This window comes from Acidimicrobiia bacterium, assembly GCA_035948415.1.
In the GTDB taxonomy this organism is placed as follows: domain Bacteria; phylum Actinomycetota; class Acidimicrobiia; order IMCC26256; family PALSA-555; genus PALSA-555.
Window position 1 is genome coordinate 1 of record DASZJD010000086.1, and the last position, 18,860, is coordinate 18,860.

Sequence of the window (18,860 nt, forward strand, 5' to 3'; positions counted from 1 at the left end):
CACCAGCGCGCCCACCGCGGCGTGGGCGTCCCGGAACGGGACGCCCTTTGCGACGAGGTGCTCCGCCAGGTCGGTCGCCGCGGCCTCCGGATCGTCGGCGGCCACGCGCATCCGCTCGGCGTCGAACGTGAGGGTCGTCACCAGTCCGCGGAGGGCCCGGAGCGCGAGCTCGCAGGTGTCCAGCGCGTCGAAGAGGGGCGGCTTGTCCTCCTGCAGATCTCGGTTGTAGGCGAGGGGCAGGCCCTTGAGCGTGGCGAGCAGCCCGGTCAGGTCGCCGATCACGCGTCCGGCCTTGCCCCGGACGAGCTCGGCGACGTCCGGGTTCTTCTTCTGGGGGAGCATCGAGGAGCCGGTCGCGTACTCGTCGGCGAGGTGGGCGAAGCCGAACTCGGTGCCACACCAGAGGACGAGCTCTTCACCGAGGCGCGAGAGGTGCACCATCGTCAGGCTGCAGACGAACAGGGCCTCGGCCGCGAAGTCGCGGTCGGAGACGGCGTCGATCGAGTTCTCGAACCGGCGCGGGAACCCGAGCTCTCGCGCCGCCGCGTCGGGGTCGAGGGGCAGGCTGGATCCCGCCAGGGCGCCCGCTCCGAGGGGCGACACCGCGGTCCGGTCCAGCGCGTCGCGCCACCGATCGACGTCGCGGGCGAGGGCCCAGAAATGGGCCAGGAGGTGGTGGGCGAGCAAGACCGGCTGGGCCCGCTGCAGGTGGGTGTAGCCGGGCAGGTACAGGTCTCCGGCCTCGGTGGCGCGGTCGGCGAGCGTCGTCTGCAGGTCGTGGATCGCGCGAGCAGCGCCCCTCCCCGCCCGGAGGAGGTAGAGGCGCAGGTCGGTGGCGACCTGGTCGTTGCGGCTGCGGCCGGTGTGGAGCTTGGCGCCGGTGCTACCGGCGAGCTCGGTGACGCGCCGCTCCACCGCGGTGTGGATGTCCTCGTCGCTGGCGGCGAACGCGAACGTGCCGTCGGTCAGCTCGGCCTCGACCGCGTCGAGGGCCGCGAGGATCGCCGCGACCTCCTCGGGGGTGAGGATCCCGGTCGCCCCGAGCATCCGCACGTGGGCGCGGGAGCCGGCGACGTCCTCGGGCGCGAGCCGGCGGTCCACCGAGAGGCTCTCGGTGAAGGCGACGAGCTCGTCCGCCGGCGGCTGGTCGAGCCGGCCGTGCCACAGCGGTCGGGCGGGATCGGGCTCGCTCACCGGCCCGCCTTCGGCGGGCCGTGGCGCCGGGCCACGGTCTCGAGGCCGAGGCCCCAGAGGCGGACGAACCCGGCCGCGTCCTGGTGCCGGAACCGGTCGGCGGCGTCGTAGGTGGCCAGCTCGTAGTCGTAGAGCCCGTGCGGCGAGCGTCGGCCGGCCACGAAGCAGCGGCCGGGCTCGAGGCGGAGGCGCACCTCGCCGGTCACCGGGGCCTGGCTGGCGGCGACGAAGGCGTCGAGCGCCGCCCGGAGCGGCGAGAACCACAAGCCGTCGTACACGAGCTCGGCGTACCGAGGCTCCAGCCGGGCCTTCTCCCGGAGCAGGTCGCGCTCGAGCGTGATCGACTCCAGGTCGGCGTGGGCGAGGATCAGGGCCAGCGAGCCGGGGCACTCGTAGACCTCGCGGCTCTTGATGCCGACGCGCCGGTTCTCGACCATGTCGAGGCGGCACCAGCCGTAGCGTCCGACCGCCTCGCTGACCGACTCGACGAGCTCGTGAAGCGGGAGGGCGGTGCCGTCGAGCGCGACCGGCACGCCGGCCTCGAACGACAGGACGAGCTCCCAGGGGTCGCGGGGGGCCGCGGCGGGGTCGGTCGTCAGCGCGTACGGCTCGGTCGGGGGGGTCGCCCACGGGTCCTCGAGCGCGCCGCACTCGATGGCGCGGCCCCAGAGGTTCTCGTCGATCGAGTACGGGTTGTCGTGGCGGACCTTCACCGGGATGCCGTGGCGGGCCGCGTACCCGATCGCGTCCTCGCGCGTCAGGCCCCAGTCGCGCACCGGCGCGAGCACGTCGAGGTCCGGGGCCAGGGCCCGGACCGACACCTCGAAGCGGACCTGGTCGTTGCCTTTGCCGGTGCACCCGTGGGCGACGGCGTCGGCGCCGTGCGCGCGCGCCGACTCGACGAGGTGGCGGGCGATGACGGGGCGCGAGAGCGCCGACGAGAGCGGGTACTTGCCCTCGTAGAGGGCGTTCGCCTGCAGCGCCGGCAGGCAGTAGTCGTCGGCGAACTCGGCGCGCGCGTCGACCACCTCGGCCTCGACGGCGCCGGCGGCGCGGGCGCGCGCCCGGATGGTGTCCCAGCTGTCGTCCGCCCGCTGCCCGACGTCGACGGCGAGCGCGATCACGTCGCAGTCCCACTCGGCGCGCATCCAGTGGACGGCGACCGACGTGTCGAGCCCGCCGGAGTAGGCGAGGACGACCCGCCGACGACCCCGCGCGCTCATCGCACCGCCTCCATCGTCGCTACAGCCCGGCCAGGGCGGCGAGCTGCGCGGCGACCCGGGCGCCGCCGGCCTGCTCCGAGCACACGAGGATGAGGGTGTCGTCGCCGGCGACGTTCCCGAGGACGTCCGGGAGCCCAGCCCGGTCGAGGGCCGACCCGATGACGTGGGCCGACCCCGGCGGCGTGCGCAGCACCACGAGGTTGCCGCTGTGCGCGACCTCGACCACGAAGTCGCCCATCACGCGCCGGAGGTGGTCGTCGGGCGCGGCCGCCTCCCGGGCGTGCTCCGGGAGGGCGTACGCCATCGTCCCGCCGGGGATGCGGACCTTCACCGCTCCGAGCTCCTCGAGGTCGCGGCTCACCGTGGCCTGGGTGGCGACGATCCCGTCGGCGGCGAGGAGCTCGACGATCTGGGCCTGGCTCGAGATCGGCTGCTCCTCGAGCAGCCGAGCCACGCGGTGCTGGCGCTGCGGCTTCCCGAGCGTGGCCACTCACGCACCTCCCAGCTCGGCGAGCAGCGCCCGGGTGGCGTGCATCCGGTTGGCCGCCTGCAGCCAGACCGCCGACTGGGGGCCGTCGATCACGTCCGCGGTCACCTCCTCGCCCCGGTGGGCGGGCAGGCAGTGCAGGAATCGGGCGCCGGCGCCGGCGGCGGCCATGAGGGCCCGGTCGACGGTGTAGCCCGCGAACGCGGCCCGACGGCGCTCCTGCTCCTCCTCCTGGCCCATCGAGGTCCAGACGTCGGTGTAAATGGCGTCGACGTCGCGCACGGCCTCGTACGGGTCGGCCGTGAGCTCGACGGCACCGCCGAGGTTGCGGGCCCGCTCCACGACGTCGTCGTCGAGCGCGTATCCCGGCGGCGACGCGATAGTGAGCTCGAGCCCGCAGAGCGCCGCCGCGAAGGCGAGCGACGCGGCGACGTTGTTGCCGTCACCGACGTAGGCGACCCGCCGGCCGTCGAGGGTGCCGAACAGCTCTCGGAGCGTCAACAGGTCGGCGAGGGCCTGGCACGGGTGGGCCCGGTCGGACAGGAGGTTGACGACGGGGACGTCGATCGCCGCCGCCATCGCCTCGAGGGTCTCGTGGTCGAAGACCCGGGCGCAGAGGATCGCGCAGTAGGCGGCGAGGGTCCGCGCCACGTCCTCGACCGTCTCCCGGGTCCCGATCCCGACCTCCTCGGCGCGCAGGTAGACGGGATGAGCGCCGAGGGTCGCGGCCGCCATCTCGGTCGACGCGCGCGTGCGGGCCGACGGCTTCTCGAACACCATCGCCACGCCCCGGCCGGCGAGGAGCGGCGGCACGCCGTCGGCGGCGTGCTTCCACGACTCGGCGCGAGCGAGCAGCGCCTCGAGCGCGGGAGGGTCGAGGTCGTCGACCTCGAGGAAGTCGCGGGCGCGCGTCACGCCGGCCTCGACGCGTCGAGGACGTCGTGGAGGACGGCGACCGCCTCGTCGAGCTCGGCGTCGGTGACGAGCAGCGACGGCGCGAACCGCAGCGCGCTCGGGGTGACGGCGTTCACGACCAGGCCGTGGTCCAGGCAGGCCCGGGCGACCGCGGAGGCGTCGAGCCCGGCGGCGAGCTCCGCCGCCAGCAGGAGGCCGACCCCGCGGACGGTGGCCACGCCGGGCAGCGCCGCCAGCGCGGCGGCGAGCCGCTCCCCCGCCCGGGCGGCGCGAGCCGGGACGTCCTCGGCCTCCATGACGTCGAGGACGGCGAGCGCGGCGCTCGCGGCGAGGGGCTGGCCCCCGAAGGTGCTGGCGTGCTCACCCGGCCCGAGGGCGGTGCCGGCCTCGCCGCGGGCCCAGCAGGCGCCGATCGGGACCCCGTTCCCGAGGGCCTTGGCCAGGGTGACGACGTCGGGACGCACGCCGGGGGCGTGCTGGAAGCCGAACCAGCGGCCGGTGCGGCCGACGCCGGTCTGGACCTCGTCGAGCATCAGCAGGGCCTCGCGCTCGTCGCAGAGCGACCGCACGGCCGCCAGGTAGCCGGGTGGCGCCGGCTGCACGCCCCCCTCCCCCTGGACCGGCTCGAGGAGCACGGCGCAGACGCGCTCGTCGAGCGCGGCGGCGAGGGCGTCGACGTCGCCGAACGCGACGTGGCGGAACCCCGGCGGGAGCGGCTGGAAGGGCTCGTGCTTCTGCGGCTGGCCCGTCGCCGCCAGGGTGGTGAGGGTCCGGCCGTGGAACGAGCCGTAGGCGCTGACGATGTGGTAGCGCTCGGGCCCGCCGTGGCGCTGCCCGTGGCGACGGGCGAGCTTGATCGCGCACTCGTTGGCCTCGGCGCCCGAGTTGGCGAAGAAGACGCGACCGTCGCCACCGAGGAGCGAATCGAGGCGCGCGGCCAAGCGGGGCTGGACGTCGTTGAGGTAGAGGTTCGACACGTGGACCAGGGTGCGGGCCTGCTCGGCGACCGCGGCCGCGACCGCAGGGTGCGCGTGGCCGAGCGACGTGGTCGCCAGGCCGGAGAGGAAGTCGAGGTACCGCCGGCCGTCGGTGTCGAAGAGGACGCTGCCCTCGCCGCGGACGAACGCCACGGGCAGGCGTGCGTACGTGGGCATCACGTGGTCGGCGTCGAGCGCCTGCAGCTCCTCGAGCGAGCGGGTCGTCGTGCTCATGGGTGCACCATCGTGCCGATCCCCTCCCGGGTGAAGAACTCGAGCAGCAGCGCGTGCGGAAGACGCCCGTCGAGGACGTGGGCGCGGCGGACGCCGCCGCGGACGGCGTCGATGCAGGACCGGACCTTCGGGAGCATGCCGTCCCCGACCGTGCCCGCGTCGAGCAGGCCCTCGAGGCCGGCCACGTCGATGCGTGACACGAGCGACTGGGGGTCGCGCGTGTCCCGGAAGATGCCGGCCACGTCGGTGAGGTAGACGAGCTTCTCGGCCCCGAGCGCCTCGGCGATCGCGGCCGCGACGGCGTCGGCGTTGACGTTGTGGGCCTGCCCCTCGTCGTCCACGCCCACCGTCGCCACGACCGGGATCAGCTCCTCCCGCAGGACGCGCTGGAGGATGGCGGGCTCGATCCGGCGCACGTCGCCGACGAAGCCCAGGCGGATGTCGCGCTGGTCGACGGTGATCAGCCCGGCGTCCTCGCCCGAGAGCCCGACCGCGTACGAGCCGTGCCGGTTCAGCGACGTGACCACCTCGCGGTTCACCTTGCCGACGAGGGCCATCCGGACGATGTCGACGGTCTCGGCGTCGGTGACCCGCAGCCCGTCCACGAACTCGGGCTCCTTCCCGAGGCGGCGCATGAGGTCGCTGATCTGGGGTCCGCCGCCGTGGACCACGACCGGGCTCATCCCGACCAGGCGCATGAGCACGACGTCCTGGGCGAACAGCTCGGCCAGCGCCGGGTCCGTCATCGCGTGGCCGCCGTACTTGATGACGACGGTGCGCCCGGCGAACTCGCGGATGTACGGGAGCGCCTCGGCGAGGACCGCGGCCTTGGCGTGCGCGTCTTGGGCGCGCTCGTCGGTCACGACGTCCCCATGTTCTCGTCGACGTAGGCGTGGGTGAGGTCGGTGAAGAGCACCGAGGCCTCGCCGCCACCGGCGTGGAGCTCGCACGCCAGCTCGACCTCCCGGCCCCGGAGCGCGGCGGCGACGGCGGCCTCGTCGTGGGGCGCCGCCACCCCGTCGCGGCAGACGGTGACGCCGTTGTACGCGATGTCGACGCGCTCGGGGTCGAGCTCGGCCCCGCTGGCGCCGAGCTCGGAGAGGACCCGGCCCCAGTAGGGGTCGGCGCCGTAGAGGGAGCACTGGACGAGCTGGCTGCTCGCCACCGCGCGCGCGGCGCGGCGGGCGTCGTCGCCGGTCGCGGCGCCGCGCACGACGACCCGGGCCAGCTTCGTGGCCCCCTCGGCGTCGGCGGCCATCGCGCGCGCGAGCGCGTCGCACACCTCGGTCACGGCGTCGGCGAAGGCGGCGAAGGCGGGCCCGCCGGGCTCGATCGCGGGGTTGCCGGCGCGCCCGTTGGCGAGGACGAGCACGGTGTCGTTCGTGCTGGTGCAGGCGTCGACGATCAGGGCGTCGAAGGTGTCCCGCACGCCGGCGCGCAGGGCCTGACGGAGCGCGTCCGGGCTGGCGTCGGCGTCGGTGGTCAGCACCGCCAGCATGGTGGCCAGGGCGGGCGCCAGCATCGCGGCGCCCTTCGCCATCCCGCCCACGCGGTAGCCGGCGGCCTCGACCCGGGCCGTGGCCTCCTTCGGAACCGTGTCGGTGGTGCGGATGGCGTCGGCGGCGGCGTGGCCGGCCTCGGCGTCGTCGGCGAGCCGCGCCGCGGCGGCGTCGATGCCGGCCTCGACCGCGGCGACGGGGAGCGGCCGGCCGATGAGGCCGGTCGAGGCCACAAGGACGTCCTCGGCCCGGCAGCCGAGGGCGGCCGCGGTGCGCTCGCACATGCGGCGGGCGTCGGCGCGGCCGGGGGCGCCGGTGGCGGCGTTGGCGTTCCCGGCATTCAGCACCACCGCGGCCGCGTGCGGGTCGGCGAGGTGGGCCCGGCTCACCTGCACCGGCGCGGCCGCGACCCGGTTCGTCGTGAAGACGCCGGCGGCGGCGACCGGGCCGCGGTCGGCGGTGGCGACGAGCGCGAGGTCGGGGGCGCCGCCCGGCTTGACGCCGGACGCGACCCCGGCGGCCTCGAAGCCCGCGGCGGCGGACACGCTCACGGCTCGAGCCCAACGAGGGGCAGGCCGGTCGCCTCGGGCAGCCCGAGCACGAGGTTGGCGGCCTGGATGGCCTGGCCGGCGGCGCCCTTCCCCAGGTTGTCGAGGGCGCCGAAGGCGAGGATCGAACCGGTGCGGTCGTCGAGGCGCACGGTGAGGTGGGCCGTGTTCGAGCCGAGCGTCGCCTTCGTGGTCGGCGGCTCGTCGAGCACGACCACGAACGGCTCCTGGGCGTAGAACTCGCGGTAGAGGTCGAGGAGGCGGGCGGTGGTCAGGCCCCCGGTGGCGGGGCGGGCGTAGCAGCTGGCGAGGAGGCCGCGCGTCATCGGCGCCAGGTGCGGCGTGAAGAGCACCTGCACCGGGGCGCCGCGCACCTCGCCGAGGGCCCACTCGATCTCGCCCGTGTGCCGGTGGTTCAGCAGCCCGTACGGGGCGACGGTCTCGTTGGCCTCGGAAAAGAGGCTGCCCGTCGACAGGCCGCGGCCGCGGCCGGACAGGCCGGACACCGCGTGGACGACGATCCCGTCGGGCTCGGCGAGGCCGGTCGCCAGCAGGGGCGCCAGCGCCAGCACGCTCGCGGTCGGGTAGCAGCCGGGGGCCGCGACCGAGATCTCGGGGGTGATGCGGTCGCGGAACAGCTCCGGCAGCCCGAAGGCGAAGCTCGGGAGCAGCTGCGGGGCCTCGTGGGGCTCGCCGTACCACTGCTCGTAGAGCGGCGCCGGCAGCCGGAAGTCGGCGCCGAGGTCGACGAGGTGCCCGACCCGCCCCACGAGCTGGGGGGCGAGCCGCTGGGACTGGCCGTGCGGGAGGGCGACGAAGACGGCGTCGAGCCCGTCGAGGGCGGCCGGCTCCAGCGGCTCGAGGGTGAGGCCCGGGTAGGCCCGGGCCAGCGACGGGTAGAGCCCGGCCACGGCGTCGCCGGCGTGGGTGTCGGCCACGGCCGTGGCCACGGCCAGGTCGGGGTGGCCGACGAGGAGCCGCAGGAGCTCGGCGCCGGCGTAGCCCGAGGCCCCGATCACGGCGGCTTGATACGCCATCCCGCATATCATACACGCGGATGAATACGCGGGCCAGGACGGGAGCGGGGTCCGGCGGTGCGGCTCCTACCCGCGGAGGGTGGCGCCGTGGCGGTGGGCGACGGCGTCGATGCTGCGCTGGCGGAGCTCGGCGACGTCGTTCTGGGTCAGGGTCCGGTCCGGCGCTCGGAGCCGGAGCGTGAACGCCAGGCTCCGTTTCCCGGGGCCGAGCTGGTCGGAGCGGAACTCGTCGAAGAGCCGGACGTCCTCGAGCGTCGGGCCGACAGCGGCGCGCAGGGTGTCGGCGATCGCGGCCGCGGGCACGTCGTCGCCGAGGACGAAGTCGAGGTCGATCGTGGAGGGCGGGAACGGGGACAGCGGGCGGAAGGTCCGGTCGCGCCGGGGCGCCGTCAGCAGGTGCTCGAGGTCGGCCTCGATCGCGACCGCCGGGCCGGGCAGGCCGGCGCGGGCCTGCGGCTCGGGGCCGAGCTCGCCGGCGTGGCCGAGGACCTCCCCGCCGGCGCGCAGCCGGGCGGCGCGGGCGGGGTGGTAGCCGGGGACGGTCGCCGGCTCGATGGCCCAGTCGTCGAGGTCGAGCGTGTCGGCGACGGCGCGCAGCAGGTCGGTGGCGTCGTAGACGTCGACCGGCCGGTCGGGCTCGAGCGGGCGCCGGTGGACCGTGCCGGTGAGGAGCGCGGCGACGTGCGTGCGCTCGGTGGGCAGCACCCGGTCGGGCCGCGGCGCGAAGAACGCCGTGCCGAGCTCGAAGAGGGCCAGGTCGGGGCGGCCGCGGGCGGCGTTGGCGGCGGCGACGGCGAGGAGGCCAGGGAGCAGCGAGGCGCGCAGCACCGACTCGTCCGCGCGCAGCGGGTTGGCGAGCGGGACCGGGTCGGTGACGCCGAAGTCGGCGAGCGCGGCCGGGGCCACGAGCGGCATCGTGACCGCCTCGGTGCAGCCGGCGCCGACGAGGGCGTCGGCGACGGCGCGGCGCTCGCGCTGGCTGCGGCTCAGGCCCCCGATCTGGTCGCGGGGACGGGCGGTGCCGCGGCCGATGGCGTCGAACCCGACCGTGCGGGCGACCTCCTCGATGAGGTCGATCTCGCGCTCGAGGTCGGGGCGGAACGTCGGGGTCGTGGCGACGATCTCGTCGCCGCGGCCGCTCACGTCGATGCCGAGAGGCCGGAGCGCGCCGAGCACCTCGGTGTCGGTGAGGGCGGTGCCGAGGATGCGGTTGACGCGGCTGGTGCGGAGGGCGATGCGGGGCCGCGTGACCGGGCGCGGGTACTGGTCGACGGCGGTCGGCGCGACGTTGGCCTGCCCGACCGCGGCGAGCAGCTCCATGGCCCGCTCGGCGGCGGTGGCGACCCCCTCGGGGTCGGTCCCCCGCTCGAAGCGCGCGCTCGACTCGGACCGCAGCTTCAGCCGCTTCGAGCTCCGCGCGATGCCCATGGGCTCGAAGTAGGCGGACTCGAGGAGGATGGCGCCGGTCTGGTCCGAGACCTCGGAGTCGCCGCCGCCCATGATCCCCGCGATGGCCTGCGGCGTCCGCTCGGCGTCGCAGATGAGCAGGTCCTCGGGCTCGAGGGCCCGCGTCACCCCGTCGAGCGTCGTCAGCCGCTCCCCCGCCGCCGCCAGGCGCACGACGACGCCGGGACCGGCCAGCCGGTCGAGGTCGAAGGCGTGGAGGGGCTGGTTGCGCTCGAGGAGCACGTAGTTCGTCACGTCGACGACGTTGCTGATCGGGCGCATCCCCGCCTTCACGAGCCGCTGGGCCAGCCACGCCGGCGACGGGCCGACCGTCACCGCGGCCACCCGGCCCAGGTAGCGCGGGCAGCGGTCGGGGGCCTCGATGACCACGCCGATGGGACGGTCGAAGTCGCCGGTCGGCGCGGCCGGGGTCGGGACCGTGAGGGGCAGGCCGAAGTGCGCCGCGAGCTCGCGGGCGACGCCGATGACGGACATGGCGTCGGGGCGGTTCGGGGTGATCGACAGGTCGAAGATGACGTCGTCGAGGCCGAGCACGTCGCGCACGTCCGTGCCCGGCGCGACGGTGGCGTCGAGGTCCATGATGCCCTCGTGGTCGTCGCCGAGGCCGAGCTCGCGTGGCGAGAGGAGCATCCCGTCGGAGACCTGGCCCCGGATGGTGCGGCGCTCGATGACGCCACCCGGCAGCGTGGCGCCGACCGGCGCGAACGGTGCCACCATGCCGACCCGGACGTTCGGAGCCCCGCACACGACGCGCGTGGTGCCGTCGCCGTAGTCGACCTCGGCCAGCCGAACCCGGTCGGCACCCGGGTGCGCGGTCACGTCGAGGACGCGCGCGGCTCGGACGCCGACGATCTCGCGCCCAGGCTCCTCGACGCCCTCCACCTCGAGCCCGACCCGGTTCAGCGCCGCGACGATGTCGTCGACGGAAACGTCGATGGGCGTGAACTCGCGGATCCAGGACAGGGGCGCGCGCATCAGTACTGCTCGAGGAAGCGCACGTCGTTGTCGACGAAGGTGCGGATCTCGGCGACCCCGTAGCGGATCATGGCCAGCCGCTCGAGCCCGAAGCCGAAGGCGAAGCCCTGCCACTCCTCGGGGTCGATGCCGACGGCGAGGAACACGTTCGGGTCGACCATGCCGCACCCGCCGAGCTCGATCCAGCCCGTGCTCGAGCACACCCGGCAGCCCTCGCCGTGACAGAAGACGCAGCTGACCGCCAGCTCGGCCGACGGCTCGGTGTACGGGAAGTAGTCGGAGCGGAACCGCGTGCGCACGCTCTCGTCGTCGAAGAGCTGGCGGGCGAAGGTCTCGATGGTGCCGAACAGGTCGGCCATGGTGATGGCCCGGTCGACGGCGAGACCCTCGAGCTGGTGGAACACGGGCGAGTGCCGGGCGTCGAGGGTCTCGTTCCGGTAGGTGCGGCCCGGCGCCACGATGTAGATGGGCGGCGGCTGCGCCTCCATCGTGCGGATCTGCACCGGCGAGGTGTGGGTGCGGAGCACGACCTGTTCCGGCTCGCCGAGCTGCACGTAGAGCGTGTCCTGCATCGAGCGGGCCGGGTGCGCGGGCGGGATGTTCAGGGCCTCGAAGTTGTGCCAGTCGTCCTCGACCTCGGGTCCCTCGGCGACCCGGTAGCCGAGGCCGGCGAAGATGTCCTCGAGCTCGCGTCGGGTCTGGGTGACGAGGTGGAGGTGGCCGCGGGGACGGGCGTGGCCGCCGAGGGTCGGGTCGACCCGCTCCGCGCCCGGGCCGGCGGCGCCCTCCTCGGCGGCCCGCGCCGACCGCCGGGCGGCCGCCAGGGCGGCCACGGCCTCGCGGTAGGCCTGCACCGCCTGCCCCGCCGCGGGTCGGTCCGCGGGCGGGAGGGTCTTGATGGCCTCGGTGGCGGCCGCGGCCGGGGAGCGGCGACCGGTGAAGCGGCGCTCGAGCTCGTCGACGTCGGCCGCCGACGACGCGGCCGGGAACGCCCGGCGGGCCTCCTCGAGGGCGGCGTCGAGCCGGCCCTGGGTCTCGGCGAGGGTCACGCCGGCGCTCCCGGGCGGGTCGAGGCTCGGGCGGCGCGGCGGCGGTCGATCTCGAAGAGCACGACGGTGGCGGCCATGGCCACGTTCAGCGACTCGGCGGCGCCGTGCATCGGGATCGTGACCACGGCGTCGAGCCGCTCGGCGAGCGCCCCGTCGAGGCCGCGGGCCTCGTTCCCCACCACGACGGCCAGGTCGGACGTGACGTCCAGCCCGCCGACGGGCCCGCCGCCCCGGGTCGCGGTGCCGACGGCACGCCGGCCGCCCGCACGCGCCCGGTCGAGGGCGGCCCCGGGCTCGGGCACCTCGACGAGGGGGATCCCGAGCACCGCCCCCGCCGAGGCGCGCACGACCTTCGGGTTGTGCGGGTCCACCGAGGCGCCGGTCACGACGACCGCGGCCAGGCCGGCGGCCTCGGCGCTGCGGATCAGGGTGCCGAGGTTCCCGGGGTCGGCGACGTCGACGACGACGAGGAGGTCGCCGCGCCCGGGGAGGTCGGCGGGCGACGCGGTATGGATCGGCGCCACGCCGAGCAGCGGCTGCGGGGTGCGGGTGACGCCGACCTTCTCGAGGACGCCCTCGCGCAGCTCGCGCACGGGGACCCCCGCGGCCTCGAGCCGCTCGACGAGCGGCGCGAAGGCGGGCCGGGCCCGGTAGCCCAGGTAGACGGCCTCGAGGTCGACGCCGCGGTCGAGGGCGGCGGCGACGATCCGGGGCCCCTCGAGGACGAAGGCGCGCTCGGCGGCGCGGGTCTGGCGGTCGCGGTTCAGCGCCCGGAGGCGCTGGACCTGCGGGTGGCGGGCCCCCAGCTCCTTGCCCGTCAAGCGGCCTCGAGCGCCGCCCGGGCCTCGGCGACGAGCGTGCCGAACGCCGCCGAGTCGCGCACGGCCAGGTCGGCGAGGATCTTGCGGTCCACGGTGATGTCGGCGGCCTTCAGGCCGGCCACGAACCGCGAGTACGAGATGTCGTGGTCGCGGCAGGCGGCGTTGATGCGCACGATCCACAGCCGTCGAAACTGGCCCTTGCGGGCCCGCCGGTCGCGGTACGCGTACTGGCCGGAGTGCAGGAGCTGCTCGATGGCCTTCCGGCGGTGCCGGCTCCGGGACCCCGAGTACCCCTCGGCGGCCTCGAGGACCCGACGCCGCCGCTTCTTGCTGTGGACGGAACGCTTGCCCCGTGCCATGACTGCTCCCGTTGGTGATCGGTCGGCCTCCCGGCGCGCTACGCGCGCCCGAGGAGGCGCTCCACGTGCTTCTTGTCGGCCCCGGTGACCTCGGCGCCGCGCCCGAGGCGACGGGTGCGGCGGCTCGACTTCTTCTCGAGCAGGTGCGAACGGTAGGCCTTGCGCCGCCGGATCTTGCCGCGGCCGGTGATGCGGAAGCGCTTGGCCGCGCCACGGTGGGTCTTCTGCTTCGGCATCAGCGCTCCTCGGCCGTGCTGGCCTGCATCGCCGCCGCCGGCGCGGGCGCCGGCGCGGGCGCGCCCCCGCGCGCCGCGGGCCGAGGCTTGGCCGGGGCGGCCCGGCGGCTCTCCCGCTTCAGCGGGTGCAGCACCATCGTCATGTTCCGTCCGTCCTGTCGGGGCGCGGACTCGACCATCGCCAGCTCGCTGACCTCATCGGCGATGCGCTCCAGGATCCGCAGCCCGAGCTCGGGGTGGGCCATCTCCCGACCGCGGAACATGATGGTCAGCTTCACCTTGTTGCCCTCGGCGAGGAACCGCTCGACGTGGCGCATCTTCGTCGTGTAGTCGTGCACGTCGATCTTGGGTCGGAACTTCATCTCCTTGATGACGACCTGGGTCGCCTTCCGTCGGGACTCCTTGCGCCGCTGCTGCTGCTCGTACTCGAAGCGCTTGTAGTCCATGAGCCGGGCGACCGGCGGGTTGGCGTTCGGCGCCACCTCGACCAGGTCGAGCTCGCGGGACCGGGCGATGGCGAGCGCCTCGGGCAGGGGCTTGATCCCGAGCTGCTCGCCGTCGTCGGCGATGAGCAGCACCTCGCGGGCCCGGATCCGGTCGTTGGTCCTGGTCTCGTCTGTGGCTATGTGATCACCTCGTTGGTTGCCGGACGCGAAGAATGGCGGACGCAGGAGGCGCCCGCCATCACCTGGGACCGGGGCTGGCGCCCCGGCTCGGAGGACGGACCCGGGCTCGGTGCTCGACCCGCAGGGGCGGGCACCGGCCGGGTGGGGGCCGTGCCGAGACGGCGTGGTTCGGTCCCGCTTCCCACATCGGTTGTCGCCCGGCCACGATACCAGTGTGAGCACGCTGTGGACACCCTCCGGGGAGCACGAGCCCGAGCCGGCCGACGACGCGGGCGACGAGCCGGACGACGCCGCCGTCGCCGAGGAGCTGCGGCGCGTCCGCGCCGAGCTGGCGGCCACGCCGGTGGTCGAGCTCGTCGCCAACCACGCCATCGGCCTGTGGCAGCTGGCGGTGCTGCACCTGATGCCGGACGACGACGAGGAGCCGAGCCTCTCGGAGGCGGCCCTGGCGATCGACGCGCTGGCCGGCCTCGTCGAGTCGCTCGGGGACCGGCTCGGCCGCCACGCCGAGCCGCTGCGGGACGCGCTGTCGCAGCTGCGCCTGGCGTACGTGCAGGTGCAGCGTCGGGGACCGGAGCCCGACGCCCCGTAGCATCGCCGGTCCATGCCCTCCCGAATCGAGCAGTACGCGCTGATCGGCGACACGTCCACGTCCGGGCTCGTCGCCGACGACGGGTCGCTCGACTGGCTGTGCCTCCCCCGCTTCGACGCCGCCGCGTGCTTCGCGGCGCTGCTGGGCGACGAGTCGCACGGGCGCTGGCTGCTGGCCCCGAAGGCCGGCGGGCGGGCGGAGTGCCGCCAGTACCGGCGCGACACGCTGATCCTCGAGACCGAGTTCGAGACCCCCGAGGGCCGGGTCCGGGTCATCGACTTCATGCCCGTGAGCGACCACAGCGTCGACGTGGTCCGCATCGTCGAGGGGATGCGGGGCCGGGTGGACATGCGGATGGAGCTCGTGATCCGCTTCGACTACGGGTCGGTCGTGCCGTGGGTCCTCCGCACCGGCGGGGCCCTGCACGCCATCGCCGGCCCCGACTCGCTGGTCCTGCGCACCCCGGTGCACGCCGTCGGTCGCGACCTCCGCACCGAGGCCGAGTTCACCGTGACGGCGAAGGACCGGGTGCCGTTCGTGCTCAGCTACCACTCGTCGGAGGACCCGTCGCCGCCACCGGTGGACCCGGAGGCGGCGCTCCGCCGCTGCACGGACTGGTGGCGCCGCTGGGTCGAGCGCGGGACGGTCGACGGCGACTGGGCCGGCCTGGTGCGGCGGTCGGCGATCACGCTGAAGGCGCTGACCTACCACCCCACCGGCGGGCTGATCGCCGCCCCCACCACGTCGCTGCCGGAGGCGATCGGCGGGGTGCGGAACTGGGACTACCGGTACTGCTGGATCCGCGACGCCACGTTCTCGCTCTACGCGCTCCTGACCCTCGGCTACGAGGCCGAGGCGCGGGCGTGGCGGGAGTGGCTGGTCCGCGCCGTGGCGGGCTCGCCCGCTCACATGCAGATCATGTACGGCCCCTCCGGCGAGCGGCGCCTGACCGAGCTCGAGCTCGACTGGCTGCCGGGCTACGAGGGGTCGCGGCCGGTCCGGACCGGGAACGCGGCGTCGGCCCAGTTCCAGCTCGACGTGTACGGCGAGATCGCCGACACCCTCCACGTGACGCGCAAGCTCGGCATCCCGCCCTCCCGCGCCGTGGCGGGAATCGGGAAGGCCATCCTCGAGTTCCTCGAGGACGGCTGGCGCCAGCCCGACGACGGAATCTGGGAGGTGCGGGGGCCCCGGCGCGACTTCACCCACTCGAAGGTGATGGCGTGGGTGGCCTTCGACCGAGCGGTCAAGAGCATCGAGAAGTACTCGGCCGAGGTGGACATCGACGTCGGCCGCCTCCGGGCCAGCCGCGACGAGATCCACGCCGAGGTCCTGGCCCGGGGCTTCGACCGGAAGCGCAACAGCTTCGTGCAGTGCTTCGGGTCGAAGGAGCTCGACGCCAGCCTGCTGATGATCCCGCTGGTCGGGTTCCTGCCGCCCGACGACCCGAAGGTCCAGGGGACGGTGGCCGCCATCGGGCGGGAGCTGATGCCGCACGGCTTCGTGCGCCGCTACCAGACCGAGCAGGGGATCGACGGCCTCCCGCCGGGTGAGGGCGCGTTCCTGCCGTGCTCGTTCTGGTACGCGGACAACCTGGCCCTCATGGGCCGGCTCGACGAGGCCCGGGCCCTCTACGAGCGGCTGATCGGGCTCTGCAACGACGTCGGGCTCCTGTCCGAGGAGTACGACCCGGTCGAGCAGCGCCTGCTCGGGAACTTCCCGCAGGCGATGAGCCACGTGGCGCTCGTGAACACGGCCGCCAACCTCACCGGCAAGGTCGGCCCGGCCCGGAGCCGCAGCGGGCTGGTGTCGCCTCGCCCCTCAGCCTGACGCCGGGCGCACGGCGTCGGCCTCCCACGCCCCGAGGTGGCCGGGCGTGACGCGGAACCACACCGCGGTCCCCGGGCCGACGTCGCGGCGGCCGTCGGTGAGGCGGGTGCAGTGGAAGCCGAACCGGTGGCCGTCGTCGGCCTCCACCGTGCCGAGCCCGCGTCTGGCGTCGAACGCGACGACGCGGCCGCGGCGCTCCCCCATCAGTGCACGATCTTGGCGATCGGCAGCTCGATGATGCCCGTCGCGCCCCGCTCCTTCAGCGACGGGATCAGCACGTTGATCTCGGCCTTCGCCACCACGGTCTCGACCGCGTAGGCGTCGCCGCCGGACAGCTTCGAGACCGTCGGGGCCTTCAGCGCCGGCAGCACCTCGAGGACGCCGGCCAGCGCGGCCCCGTCGACGTTCAGCTTCAGCAGCACCCGGCCGCGGGCCTCGAGCACGCCGCCCAGCAGCGTGTGGAGCTGCTCCATGGCCTTGCGCCGCTCGGGGTCGCGGTGCGCAGCCGGGTTGGCGATCAGCTCGGTGGCGGAGGTGAGCACGGTGTCGAGGATCCGCAGCCCCGCGGCGCGCAGCGCCCGGCCGGTCTCGGTCAGCTCGACGACGGCGTCGGCGATGTCCGGCACCTTGGCCTCGGTGGCCCCGTACGAGAGGGAGACGTCGGCGTCGACGCCGTGGGCGGCGAGGTAGCGGCGGGTGAGCTCCGGGTATTCGGTGTGCACTCGCACCCCGGCGGGGAGGTCCTCGACGGCGCGGGCGTCGGCGTCGGCGGCGACGGCGAGCACGAGCCGCACCGGGCGGGGCGAGCTCTTCGAGTACGCGAGCTCGCCGAGGGTCACGACGTCGGCGGCGGTCTCCTCGACCCAGTCGCGCCCGGTGACCCCGAGGTCGAAGCGGCCGTCGGCGACGTAGCGCGGGATCTCCTGGGGCCGGAGGATGCGCACGTCCCGGACCCGCGGGTCGTCGATGACGGCGCGGTAGTCCACGTCGGAGGTCCGCTGCACGGCCAGGTCGGCGTCCTCGAACAGCTCGAGGGTCGCCCGCTCGAGGGACCCCTTCGGGAGGACGAGGCTCAGCATCGCCGCGCCGCCGGGCTCGGGAGGCGCCGCAGCAGCGCCACCATCTCCACCGCGGTCGCGGCCGCCTCGGCCCCCTTGTTGCCGGCGGGGCCGCCGGCCCGCTCGAGGGCCTGCTGCTCGTCGTTCGTCGTGAGCACGCCGAAGGCGATGGGGACGCCGGTCTCGAGCGCGGCCTGGGCGATGCCGGCCGCGCACGGCCCGGCCACGTACTCGAAGTGGGCGGTGTCGCCGCGCACGACCGCGCCGAGGCAGATCACGGCGTCGACGGTGCCGGAGAGCGCGAGCCGCTTGGCCGTGAGCGGGATCTCGAAGGCGCCCGGTACCCAGCTCACCGGCACCGAGCCCGGGTCGAGGCCGTGGTCGCGGAGCGTCGTGAGGGCGCCGTCGAGGAGCGGCGCGGTGACCTGACCGTTGAACCGGCCGGCCACGATCGCGATCCGCATGCCCGACGCGTCGACGGGCTCGGGTGGTGGCGCGTACTCACCCACTCAGGCGCCGCTCCGGCTGTCGTCGATCTCGAGATAGTGGCCGAGCTTGTCCTGCTTGGCGCGCAGGTACGAGATGTTCTCGTCGTTCGGCTCGGTGCGCAGCGGGACCCGCTCCACGATCTCGAGACCGTAGCCCTCGAGGCCCCCGTACTTGGCCGGATTGTTCGTCATGACCCGCATCGTGGTGATCCCGAGGTCGACGAGGATCTGCGAGCCGATGCCGTACTCGCGCGAGTCGGCCGGGAAGCCGAGCTCGACATTGGCCTCCACCGTGTCCCGGCCCTGGTCCTGCAGCGAGTAGGCGCGCAGCTTGTGGCCGAGCCCGATGCCGCGTCCCTCGTGGCCCCGCAGGTAGACGACGACGCCCTGGTTCTCGACCGCGACCCGCTCGAGGGCGAGGTCCAGCTGCACGCCGCAGTCGCAGCGCAGCGACCCGAACACGTCGCCGGTGAGGCACTCCGAGTGGACGCGCACGAGCACGTCGGCCGCCCCCGCGACCTCGCCGCGGACGAAGGCCATGTGCTCGACCCCGTCGAGGAGGCTCTCGTAGACGTAGGCGGTGAACTCGCCGTGGCGGGTCGGGATCCGGGCCTCCGAGACCCGCCGGACCAGCTTCTCGCGGTGGCGGCGGTAGCGGATGAGGTCGGCGATGGAGATGATCTGGAGCCCGTGGTCGGCGGCGAAGGCCTCGAGTCGGGGCAGGCGCGCCATCGTGCCGTCGTCGTTCACGACCTCGGCGAGCACCCCGGCCGGGTAGCAGCCGGCTAGCCGGGCGAGGTCGACCGCGGCCTCGGTGTGCCCGGCGCGCTTCAGCACCCCGCCCTCCCGGTAGCGGAGCGGGAAGATGTGCCCCGGGCGGGCGAGGTCCTCGGCGCGGGTGCGGGCGTCGAGCAGGGCCTTCACGGTGGTGGCGCGGTCGCCGGCCGAGATGCCGGTGGTCGTGCCGTGGGCGGCGTCGACGGACACGGTGAACGCGGTCCGCTGCGATTCGGTGTTGTTGGCGACCATGAGCGGCAGGGCCAGCTCGTCGAGGCGCGGCCCCTCGAGCGGCATGCAGATCACGCCGCTCGTGTGGCGGATCATGAACGCCATCGACTCGCGGGTGACCTGCTCGGCCGCCATGATGAGGTCGCCCTCGTTCTCGCGGTCGGCGTCGTCGACGACCACCACGAGCTCCCCGCGGCCGACGGCGGCGATCGCGTTCTCGATCTTCGTGAAGGGCAC

At 74.8% G+C, this 18,860-nt stretch carries 20 protein-coding genes; 2 read left to right on the forward strand and 18 right to left on the reverse strand.

Translation table 11 applies throughout. From position 1 onward, the window contains the following. The 14 genes from argH to infC all read right to left on the reverse strand — a co-directional run. Positions 1-1,194: argininosuccinate lyase (gene argH, locus VG869_11910; GenBank protein ID HEV3451897.1), on the reverse strand; the 1,194-nt coding region annotated here is incomplete at its 3' end. Next, positions 1,191-2,417, reverse strand: a complete 1,227-nt coding sequence (locus VG869_11915; protein ID HEV3451898.1) for an argininosuccinate synthase — start codon at positions 2,415-2,417, stop codon at positions 1,191-1,193. The genes argH and VG869_11915, both read right to left, overlap by 4 nt. 19 nt (positions 2,418-2,436) lie before the next feature. Continuing rightward, entirely contained in the window at positions 2,437-2,907 is a 471-nt protein-coding gene (argR, locus tag VG869_11920) for an arginine repressor (protein HEV3451899.1), read from the reverse strand. Further along, positions 2,908-3,819 (reverse strand): ornithine carbamoyltransferase, encoded by a 912-nt coding sequence (argF, locus tag VG869_11925; GenBank protein ID HEV3451900.1) that lies wholly within the window; start codon positions 3,817-3,819, stop codon positions 2,908-2,910. It lies immediately after the preceding gene. Beyond that, a complete protein-coding gene (locus tag VG869_11930; protein HEV3451901.1) occupies positions 3,816-5,030 on the reverse strand; it encodes an acetylornithine transaminase in 1,215 nt (404 codons plus the stop codon). Before VG869_11930 ends, argF begins: the two co-directional genes overlap by 4 nt. Further along, positions 5,027-5,893: an acetylglutamate kinase gene (argB, locus tag VG869_11935; GenBank protein HEV3451902.1), complete on the reverse strand. Its 867-nt coding sequence runs from the start codon at positions 5,891-5,893 to the stop codon at positions 5,027-5,029. Before argB ends, VG869_11930 begins: the two co-directional genes overlap by 4 nt. Beyond that, positions 5,890-7,080 (reverse strand): bifunctional glutamate N-acetyltransferase/amino-acid acetyltransferase ArgJ, encoded by a 1,191-nt coding sequence (gene argJ, locus VG869_11940; GenBank protein ID HEV3451903.1) that lies wholly within the window; start codon positions 7,078-7,080, stop codon positions 5,890-5,892. The genes argB and argJ overlap by 4 nt, the downstream gene beginning before the upstream one ends. Beyond that, positions 7,077-8,114 carry an N-acetyl-gamma-glutamyl-phosphate reductase gene (argC, locus tag VG869_11945; GenBank protein HEV3451904.1) on the reverse strand — a complete coding sequence of 346 codons (1,038 nt, stop codon included), beginning with the start codon at positions 8,112-8,114 and terminating at the stop codon, positions 7,077-7,079. Before argC ends, argJ begins: the two co-directional genes overlap by 4 nt. 66 nt (positions 8,115-8,180) lie before the next feature. Next, entirely contained in the window at positions 8,181-10,556 is a 2,376-nt protein-coding gene (gene pheT, locus VG869_11950; GenBank protein ID HEV3451905.1) for a phenylalanine--tRNA ligase subunit beta, read from the reverse strand. Continuing rightward, the gene (pheS, locus tag VG869_11955) at positions 10,556-11,605 is read right to left on the reverse strand and encodes a phenylalanine--tRNA ligase subunit alpha (protein HEV3451906.1); all 1,050 of its coding nucleotides are present in this window, start codon (positions 11,603-11,605) and stop codon (positions 10,556-10,558) included. The genes pheT and pheS overlap by 1 nt, the downstream gene beginning before the upstream one ends. Further along, positions 11,602-12,426: an RNA methyltransferase gene (locus tag VG869_11960; GenBank protein HEV3451907.1), complete on the reverse strand. Its 825-nt coding sequence runs from the start codon at positions 12,424-12,426 to the stop codon at positions 11,602-11,604. Before VG869_11960 ends, pheS begins: the two co-directional genes overlap by 4 nt. Continuing rightward, positions 12,423-12,785, reverse strand: a complete 363-nt coding sequence (gene rplT, locus VG869_11965) for a 50S ribosomal protein L20 (protein ID HEV3451908.1) — start codon at positions 12,783-12,785, stop codon at positions 12,423-12,425. Before rplT ends, VG869_11960 begins: the two co-directional genes overlap by 4 nt. 38 nt (positions 12,786-12,823) lie before the next feature. Continuing rightward, a complete protein-coding gene (gene rpmI, locus VG869_11970) occupies positions 12,824-13,021 on the reverse strand; it encodes a 50S ribosomal protein L35 (GenBank protein HEV3451909.1) in 198 nt (65 codons plus the stop codon). Next, positions 13,021-13,692, reverse strand: coding sequence for a translation initiation factor IF-3 (infC, locus tag VG869_11975; protein ID HEV3451910.1), 672 nt, complete (start codon positions 13,690-13,692; stop codon positions 13,021-13,023). Before infC ends, rpmI begins: the two co-directional genes overlap by 1 nt. A gap of 169 nt (positions 13,693-13,861) precedes the next feature. Here infC and VG869_11980 point away from each other — a divergent pair, with 169 nt between their 5' ends. Together VG869_11980 and VG869_11985 are read left to right on the forward strand one after the other, a co-directional pair. Next, positions 13,862-14,239: a hypothetical protein gene (locus VG869_11980; protein HEV3451911.1), complete on the forward strand. Its 378-nt coding sequence runs from the start codon at positions 13,862-13,864 to the stop codon at positions 14,237-14,239. Positions 14,240-14,251: 12 nt separating this feature from the next. Continuing rightward, complete coding sequence (locus tag VG869_11985; GenBank protein ID HEV3451912.1) at positions 14,252-16,069, forward strand: glycoside hydrolase family 15 protein; 1,818 nt, start codon at positions 14,252-14,254, stop codon at positions 16,067-16,069. Here the strand turns inward: VG869_11985 and VG869_11990 are convergent. From VG869_11990 to VG869_12005, 4 genes are read right to left on the reverse strand one after another with little or no spacing between them, the layout of a single operon-like run. Beyond that, a complete protein-coding gene (locus tag VG869_11990; GenBank protein ID HEV3451913.1) occupies positions 16,061-16,273 on the reverse strand; it encodes a hypothetical protein in 213 nt (70 codons plus the stop codon). The two genes, VG869_11985 and VG869_11990, sit on opposite strands and share 9 nt — an antisense overlap. Next, complete coding sequence (gene hisG / locus VG869_11995) at positions 16,273-17,148, reverse strand: ATP phosphoribosyltransferase (GenBank protein ID HEV3451914.1); 876 nt, start codon at positions 17,146-17,148, stop codon at positions 16,273-16,275. Before hisG ends, VG869_11990 begins: the two co-directional genes overlap by 1 nt. Further along, positions 17,142-17,591 (reverse strand): 6,7-dimethyl-8-ribityllumazine synthase, encoded by a 450-nt coding sequence (gene ribH / locus VG869_12000; GenBank protein HEV3451915.1) that lies wholly within the window; start codon positions 17,589-17,591, stop codon positions 17,142-17,144. The genes hisG and ribH overlap by 7 nt, the downstream gene beginning before the upstream one ends. A 45-nt stretch (positions 17,592-17,636) precedes the next feature. Then, positions 17,637-18,860, reverse strand: a complete 1,224-nt coding sequence (locus VG869_12005; GenBank protein ID HEV3451916.1) for a bifunctional 3,4-dihydroxy-2-butanone-4-phosphate synthase/GTP cyclohydrolase II — start codon at positions 18,858-18,860, stop codon at positions 17,637-17,639.